Here is an 8,878-nt window from a genome sequence, read left to right as displayed (position 1 = left end):
TGTTTTATCGCGAACATCAAGACGTCTCAGGGCTTTCAAAATGCCAACAGCACTCTGCTCGCTCTGGCGGATCGGCATCAGAATCCATTGTGATAGTGTGTTATAAACAGTCCATGTCTATTATTCTGGCTGGTTTATAGTGAACGAATGTCGGTTCTCAACGTATACTCCCTTTATCGTCTGCTGACCCATTCCAAAACGTCTACCTGATTCTTCATAGCTCAATCCTTATTTCGTCTTAATTCCTAAATCTTTACGATAATGAATACGACAGCTTTAAATATCTTCTATTTTCTTATATTATCATTGTTCTATAGTTAGTAGGCTATATCTTGGTATTGAGCCGCTTTTTTGCACTTTCATGTGATTTACACCTATCATGAGCCATTCATAATTTTTTATTACGAATTCGTGTCTTCAATAGTATACTCAAGTAGCATTTCTGCAATCCTGTTGTCTGGCCATCGAAAAAACTTTTTATGGGCATTGTTCCAATCTTTATAATCAGTCGAAAGCGTCTTCTAAGATGCATCGGTTCTTAAAATATAAAATACCCCGTTAATAAAAAGCCTGTTATTCCCCGCTTTTCAATCTACGGTGCTATCTATTCCAGGTACGCGCCCACAAAATCTATTCCATAATTTATCTCATGTATCGTTCTGGCGATGTTATTAATGACCTTAATTCTTCTCTCTATACTCTCTCTATTATTCATTCTCTATTCTGCCTTCATCCCTTTCATTAGCAATACTAATTTGACGACACTCTCTAGAAAAAGCTTATATTTGACTGATCTGAAAGGCTGGTTTGAGCTATATCCACAAAGCTCTTTAAGCTCGATATAAACAAACACTTAAAAAAAGGAGCCTACACAGGATATTAAAGCATTTAAATTTTGTCGATATAACGCAGAAATAAAAAATATTGATTCTTGGGCTGAAAATAAGTTTTTTAACTGTTTTTTTTCTAATTCTGTGAGATCTTCACTTTTATTAAACACAATAATTTCTTGTTTTTCTACAAGGCTTAAATCAAAAGCTTTTAATTCTTTTCGAATATGATTATAGGTTTCAAGGGGGTTTTGCTGAGTAGCGTCCACCATGTGCAATAAAATACGGCATCGCTGAGCATGGCTTAAAAAGCGATATCCCAGTCCTTTACCCAAATGGGCATCCTCAATTAATCCCGGAAGATCCGCAAGAACTACTTCTTTATCGTCCCAGTAAAGGACACCAAGTTTTGGAAACAACGTTGTAAAAGGGTAATCCCCCACTTTCGAATTGGCTTCTGTGAGCGCATTTAACAACGTTGATTTTCCTGCGTTAGGCATACCGATCAACCCTATATCTGCCAATAATTTAAGTTTAAGCTCAATCCAAGCCTCTTGTCCGGATTCTCCAGGATACGCTACTCTGGGTGCTTGATGAACAGAGTTTTTTAAACATGCATTTCCTGCTCCTCCCTTACCTCCTTTAAACAACACAACAGTTTGATGCTTTCGGGTAATATCCGCAATTTTTTCCCCTTCCATCCACACCTCAGTACCCAGAGGAACGTATAATATAAGATTTTTTCCTGCTTTCCCTGTTTGACATCGTCCTGCTCCAGAGTGCCCATCTTCTGCAGTATAGTGCCTCTTAAGTCGAAAATCTAAGAGAGTACTTTTCCCAACGCTTCCCTGAACCAAGACATCACCGCCTTTTCCTCCATTTCCTCCATCGGGTCCACCAAACTCAATATTTTTTTCCCGACGAAAACTAACACTCCCTGAGCCACCAGACCCACTTTTGATAAGAATTTTTGCGTCTTGAACAAATTGCATCGTGCTCTTTTTGTGATTTTTTTTTATTTTACAAGAGATCCTTGGAAAAAGCACGCTGCCTTGTACAGCCTAGGTGTAAAAAATATTTTACATCATAAAACTCCATATACTATAGTAAATCGCCGTAATATTCGGTGTATAGCAAGACTAAAAAAACACAAAAGGGAGAATCAAAAGTGTTTGAGGTACACAGAAATACAGGCGTAATCAGTATAAGACAGAAAGAAATGACGATGCGAGAGCACGATTAGGGTGTAAACGTAGAATAAACGATTTAAAAGTAGAATTTATTTTTCAAAGATACTAGGATGAAAAATTATTGGGGCTGAGTTACGACAAGTAAAGGATATGTAGCAGTAGTATGCAAGAAGCTAAGATTTTTAGCGATAAAAAACCTTTTCCACTAGGAAAGCAGAGTAAGAAAAGTAGCCAATTACCGTCTTGGATATATTGATGATAAGTAGGTTGATATTGAAAGTTGAAAAAGCAGGACATAGCATAAAAAAAGCGAGAAAGTAGTTACTAAAAATCGTGGCACATATTACAAAAAAACCATAGTATAGCTGGAATAATCAATCCATCGCTTCCATGGTTTTTAGTAGCTTTTACAATACGGATCTTTTTAGAAACAGTCACATAAACCATTTTTCTAATTTATTGAGGATTATTTTAGTGAGAGCGAGTGAAATAAACGCTTTGGCTGATTTAGTAGACCGCTCATAATCTTTGGATAGCCTCCTAAAATGCCTTAATCAAGAAAATGAACGCTCTACACCTTGTCTCCATTGTTTTATAATACTCAGTAAAGATCCTTACGTATGGAGATAAACTCACTGGTTTAGATCACTTTGATAGCCTTGATGTGCTAAAATGTTCACCAGCCTTACAAAGTTTTCCTTCAAGCCAAATAAGACTCTTTTGGTACACCTACTATCACGACGATTAGCGCTGTGCACATCACCATTTAGCGAATAGCCCAAGGTGTGAACCTGTCCCTTTTTTGCCTTCATCTCTTCATTGTTTAAAAGCGCGTGGGTTCACGCTTTGAATATCGATAATTCCTATGCTAAGACTTTTCTCCTCTTCATTCTGGGGATATCTCTGGGTTTATCCATCAATGCTTGAATGCCCCCCCCTATGCTTTAGCCTGTTAAAGTTGTTCAATACTGGCTTCCATAGCCCAAACTCTCTAGAGGGATCCCTCCAAAACCAGCCATTTTTGATATAAACTATGCCGCTCCATACCCGCCTAGCATCCTTAGGCTGCGGCCTTACTTGCTTCTCTTTTCTCTTTTTGATCTCTCTTTGATGTCAATCCTATACTTTATTCCTGCTATTTCAACTTTTTACGTGACGGATTTTAAGCCTTATCATACAATTTGGTACGGTTGTTGAGCAAAATCATCCTAAGTCTATCCACCATTAATACTCAAAAATGCACCCCTCAGAGCACCTAAACTTAAAATTCCTCTTTAAAATTATCTTGTTTTTTTAAACTCTTAATCGATTTCTTCCTCTAGGACGAAATAATATATCTTTTTATAAAATTAAGGATTTCTAGTAAGAAATTTTGCTATTTTTGCCACTAAAAATCTCGGTGCACAACGATTCAGGTTGCCAAGAATATTATTTTTTATACCGGGAATAACAGAAATCCTCTTCCTAAACAGTGCATTCAATCCAATTTTAGCAACTTTTTCAACAGACATTCGTGTGTTTACACGATAAAACCCAGTTTCTTTATCACCAATACCTGCTGACTTAAAAAAATTTGTGCGCGTGTGCCCTGGAGAAAGGCATGTCACCGAAATATTATAATCTTCCAGCTCTTTTGATAGCGCTTCAGAGAAATTTAAAACGTAACTTTTTGATGCTGCGTAACTGGAAATCCAGGGAACTGGTTGATACGCAGCCAGTGAAGCAACATTTAAGATAAATCCTGAACGTCTTTGTTTCATAGAATATGCAAAATATTTAGATAAAAGAGTAAGAGAAATAATGTTGATATTTAGCATATGTATAATATCTTCGTTAAAAAGAGTAACATGCTCCCCAAATACTCCAACACCTGCGTTATTAATCAATACCTCAATTTCCAATGAACGATTTTGACATTCTTTAAAAATAAACTCCGCTGATTTTGTATCGCTAAGATCGGAAACAATGGTCTGTATCTGGAGATCCTTTCTAAAGGATTTTTTAGAAAATAAATCTTTTTTTGTTTGACTTAACTTCAATTCGTTTCTTCCCACTAAAATAAGATCATGCGTTTCTGCTAAAAGTTTTGAAAATTCTAACCCGATACCAGAGGTTGCGCCGGTTATCAGCGCCCATTTTTTTGACATAAATAAAATTTTTACACAATAAACAACAACCAATACAGTATAGTCCACAATTTGGACTTTTCAACACCCATTGAGTGTAAAAAACACGTTCATGACGGATTAAATAAATCTAAAAATATTAAAATAAGGAGTATTTTAGAGTGTAAGATATTATAGCCATACTTTCCCCCAATAATAATTTACCTTTAAAGGAACCTGTAAAACGTCAATTTTCTCCATAAGAGATTGCAGCTGGAGTGCTAAAATTTCTACGCGACTTTCAGGAACCTCTAATAACATCTCGTCATGAATCTGTAACAATAAATACGCATCGGGGTTCAATAAAACTTGACAATCCAGCATCGCTTTTTTCATAAAATCCGCACAAGTTCCTTGAAGTGGTGCATTAATTGCTTGACGTAAAGCTCCCTGGCGTACAACGCTGGAAGTACTGTGAATGTCTAGAATTGTACATTTTCTTCCCCAAAGCGTACGAACATAGCCGTCTTTTTGAGCCTGTCCCTCTACCTCTTGCATATAAGCTCGAATTCCAGGATACAACTCAAAATAGCGGTGAATATATTCCCTGGCTTCTTGAGGAGGAACATTTAATTGTTGAGCCAAGCCAAAAGCGCTCATTCCATACAAAATTCCAAAATTAATGGTTTTTGCACGCTTTCTGTACTCAGAACTTACCTCATCGGTGTGAAATAGAGCTTGAGCAGTGGCGTGATGTACATCATGTCCCCGTTGAAATGCATGAATTAATGTATTAATACTTCCCATATGGGCCAGTAATCGTAATTCAATCTGAGAATAATCTAAACTCAAAAACACATATCCAGGAGCAGGACGAAACGCGCTACGGATGGGAAACACACTAGAAATTGGAATATGTTGTAAATTAGGATTAAAAGACGCAAGTCTACCCGTTGATGTCGTCACCATAGAAAAAGAACTATGGATCCTTCCGGTATCCAAGTTAACTTGTAGAGGAAGTGTATCGGTATAAGATTGTTTTAATTTTGCATAATGGCGCCACTCTAAAATATCTTGCGCTAAAGTATACCCCTGAGCACCATAGGTCTCTAAAACACTGCTGTCCGTAGAATATTGCCCAGATTTTCCTTTTTTTGGCTTAGGCCAGCCCAAATCTTCAAACAGCACTTGAGCTAGTTGTTTAGGAGACGCAAGATTAATAGGACTGTGGAAATGTGTGTAAATTTTTTTTTCTAATTGCGTCATTTTATCAGAAAGTTTACGAGACAGCATTGTTAACGTATCAATGTCTAACCCAATTCCTCGCTTCTCCATGCCATATAAACAACTCAAAAGAGGAAGATCCAGAGTGTGATACAGTGTTCCTTGAAGCCGTGCACGATACACATGATAGGCCTGAATGCCATAGACTGCTTCATGAACACTATGATAGCACCGCAGATATTCAGGAATATCTAATCCCCATACTGTGTCTATAACAGGACACTCAGAAAGACAATGAATAATCGTATCCTGAGCTGTTTTTTCACTGTGACATCCTCTTACCATGTACTCTAATACTCTTAAATCCTCCAGGGCCTTGGGCATAGCGTAAGAAAGTTTACGCAAAATGGATAAAATATCCCAAGACACTTTAAGATGTGTCTCACTATTCCAGAACTGTTTCCACGCTTCCTGTTGAAAGTCCCCAAAAGGAACCACCATAGCTTCTAGTGTATTAAATAGTACTACTCCCAGAATACTTCCTTTGGAATCTTGAAGCCAACTCATATAGGTTACACAAACCGCAGAGAGCGCTTGAGGAGACCAAAGATGTACTTGAACTTGTAAAGGAGGCTTATTCTGAAGCCATCCTAGATCCGTTAGTCGACGCTTAAGGCGTTTTAACTCCATCTCATCCAAAAATGCTTCCAGACGATGGGGATCTGGAAATTTTCGTTGAAACGGTTGAAGATCTGAATGAACAATCGGAACATCATCTCTTAACCGCGCTATGTGACAACACAACCGCGCTTGATCTTTAAAGGTATGAATTAAATCACGCTTATGTTGCGACAAAGCGTTGATATTACCTTCTAGTACTGCCTCTAAACTTCCTGCCTCTTTAATCCAAGTGGCTGCAGTTTTAAGACCAATGCCAGGAATTCCTGGGATATGATCTGAGGGATCTCCCGCCAATCCTTGAATATCTGGGATTTGTGAAGGGCGCCCCCCCCAACGAGCTTCCACCGTTGCCTCATTCACCCATAGTACTTTTACAGGATCATACATGCGTATTTCAGGTGTTACAGCCTGCATTAAATCTTTGTCAGAGGATACTAAAACTACTTGTTGAGCAAAGCTTAATGCCCATTTTCCATAACTTACCATGAGATCATCTGCTTCAAATCCTGGATAAATTACATAGGGAATTGAAAAGCTCTCACACAGATGCGGTAATAGAGAAAATTGCTCCAAGAGCGCTTCTGGAGGATGTTTACGCTGAGATTTGTAACTGGGCATAAGCTCATGACGAAAGGTAGGTTCTTTGCTATCTAATACTAGAGCCCAATGGGTAAATTCGTGTGTTTCCCAGATCTTTAATAGCATATTACATAATCCCAATAGCGCGCCAATAGGACGATTTTGGGTAGTCGTTAAGGCGGGCAATGCGAAAAAACTTCGAAACAAAAAACCAGAAGCATCCACAAGATAAAAAATATTGTTAGAAATAGAGAGCGAATCATTCATAGGGTTAAGATCGTTGAAGGTCTAAGTACTGTTCAAGCCAGTTAATATGATACAAAGCATGATGGATATCTGGTTCATCGCATAATCGCAAATGTAAAGGAATCAGCGTATTAATGCCAGAAATAACATACTCCCCCAAAGCTCTACGCAATCGAGAAATACACTCCTCACGCGTTATCCCCCATACCACTAATTTCGCCACTAAGCTATCATAGTTAGAGGGAACAGTATAGCCAGAAAAAAGTGCGCTATCCACACGAACAAAGGGACCACCTGGTGCTGCATAGGCGCTGATCTTTCCAGGACTTGGACAAAAAGTTTCTGGATCCTCTGCATTAATACGACATTCAATTGCGTGACCAAAAGGTCGAAGATCCTTTTGGGTATACGGAAGAGGAAGCCCTTGAGCTACCTGAAGTTGCAATCGAATTAAATCTAGTCCATACACCATTTCTGTAACAGGATGTTCAACTTGTACTCGAGTATTCATTTCAATAAAGTAAAAATTTCCATTTTGGTATAAAAATTCTAGTGTTCCCAATCCTTGATAGCCAAAACACTCCATGGCATAAATGATTTTACTATACATTTCCTGGCGTTGATTTTCAGTGAGTACGGGACACAACGCTTCTTCCCAGATTTTCTGATGGCGTCTTTGGACCGAGCAATCCCTCTCCCCTACACACAAAACACTACCGAATTTATCGCCCAAAATTTGAAACTCAATATGTCTAGGAGTATCAAGAAATTTTTCAATATAAATGCCAGAATAACCAAAGCATGCTTGAGCTTCTGCGCCCGCACTTTCTATTAACGCCGCTAAGTCAGAGGGCTGATAACATACCCGCATTCCTCTTCCTCCTCCCCCAGAGCTGGCTTTAATCAATATAGGATATCCAATTTTTGTACTGATGCTTTCTGCCTCTGCCAGAGTAGACACTTCTCCTTCGGATCCAGGAACTGTTTGTAACCCCAGAGATAGTGCAGTTTTCTTTGCTTCCACTTTATCTCCCATCACCCGAATATGTTGGGGAGAAGGACCAATAAATACAATGCCGTGCTCTTGTATTGCCTGAGCGAAGTTGGCATTTTCTGATAAGAATCCAAACCCTGGATGTACCGCCTGAGCGCCGGTAAGCTCGCAGGCAGAAATCAGAGCTCCTAAGTTCATATAGCTCAGCTTTGAGGAAGCAGGACCGATACAGACACTCTCATCTGCCAGTCGTACATGCATGGCGTCTCGATCCACCACGGAATGCACTGCCACGGTTTTTATCCCCATTTCTCTACAGGCTCTTTGAATACGTACCGCAATTTCCCCTCTGTTTGCAATTAAAACTTTTTGAAAAACCATGTAAAGTACGCTTTCGTTCAGGATTTCTTTTATTCTAGAGGAGAATAGAACGAATCTCAACCAAGAAAACGAGCTTAAAAAAGATAAATATTCATCAAGAACACTCCTCAAAGACACAGGACCTCCCTGCAACACATAATCTTGCTTTAATTAAACTGCTAGAAGGAATGAGAGATTTTCTAGGTAAGCTTTATGAACAAAAAGCATCCAGTGGGTAGACTCTCTATCGTTATTTAACTTAACATAGTGTATTAAAAAGAATGATAAAGAATCATATAAAGTGCTAAACTCGGAAATTGTTCCCTTAATTCATGGTTTTTTCTATTAGATTCATATCAGGTGAATATCTCTAGGGGAAAAATAACAGTTCACTCAACGGATTCAATGAACTCTTTCGTCTTGGGCGACTTTTGGAAAATTACGTTATCCATGAGTTTAATTTCTTGATTAAGTGTTTAGTCCCGCCAAGAAATGGTTAGGATTAATTGTAAAATATTCTGGATGAATTGTCCACTGATTTAGAATAAATTGCCAAGGAGTTTTGCCTTTGATGGCTTTAAGTCGTTTAGCGAAGGTATAAGCCATTAGATAGGCATGCAGATGCTGTTTCAGCTCATCATGAGATGCATAATGGAAATTGTTTACAGT

The 8,878-nt window shown here is 38.5% G+C and carries 5 protein-coding genes and 1 pseudogene; all 6 read right to left on the bottom strand.

The window, feature by feature from the left end; genetic code table 11:
• Positions 1 to 853 precede the first annotated feature (853 nt).
• Positions 854 to 1,822, bottom strand: a complete 969-nt coding sequence (gene obgE, locus HCUR_RS03235) for a GTPase ObgE (RefSeq protein WP_243397261.1) — start codon at positions 1,820 to 1,822, stop codon at positions 854 to 856.
• Positions 1,823 to 2,652: 830 nt separating this feature from the next.
• Entirely contained in the window at positions 2,653 to 2,802 is a 150-nt protein-coding gene (locus HCUR_RS08460; protein ID WP_165780700.1) for a hypothetical protein, read from the bottom strand.
• Positions 2,803 to 3,369: 567 nt separating this feature from the next.
• The gene (locus HCUR_RS03220; protein ID WP_129591878.1) at positions 3,370 to 4,167 is read right to left on the bottom strand and encodes an SDR family NAD(P)-dependent oxidoreductase; all 798 of its coding nucleotides are present in this window, start codon (positions 4,165 to 4,167) and stop codon (positions 3,370 to 3,372) included.
• 150 nt (positions 4,168 to 4,317) lie between these two features.
• Complete coding sequence (polA, locus tag HCUR_RS03215; protein ID WP_104206716.1) at positions 4,318 to 6,876, bottom strand: DNA polymerase I; 2,559 nt, start codon at positions 6,874 to 6,876, stop codon at positions 4,318 to 4,320.
• Positions 6,877 to 6,880: 4 nt separating this feature from the next.
• The gene (gene accC, locus HCUR_RS03210) at positions 6,881 to 8,230 is read right to left on the bottom strand and encodes an acetyl-CoA carboxylase biotin carboxylase subunit (RefSeq protein WP_104206715.1); all 1,350 of its coding nucleotides are present in this window, start codon (positions 8,228 to 8,230) and stop codon (positions 6,881 to 6,883) included.
• Positions 8,231 to 8,677: 447 nt separating this feature from the next.
• Positions 8,678 to 8,878: pseudogene (locus tag HCUR_RS08455) on the bottom strand (IS481 family transposase); the annotation flags it as partial.

Origin of the sequence: Holospora curviuscula (assembly GCF_002930195.1) — a bacterium.
GTDB lineage: Bacteria > Pseudomonadota > Alphaproteobacteria > Holosporales > Holosporaceae > Holospora > Holospora curviuscula.
This window is presented reverse-complemented; position numbering and strand designations above follow the sequence as displayed.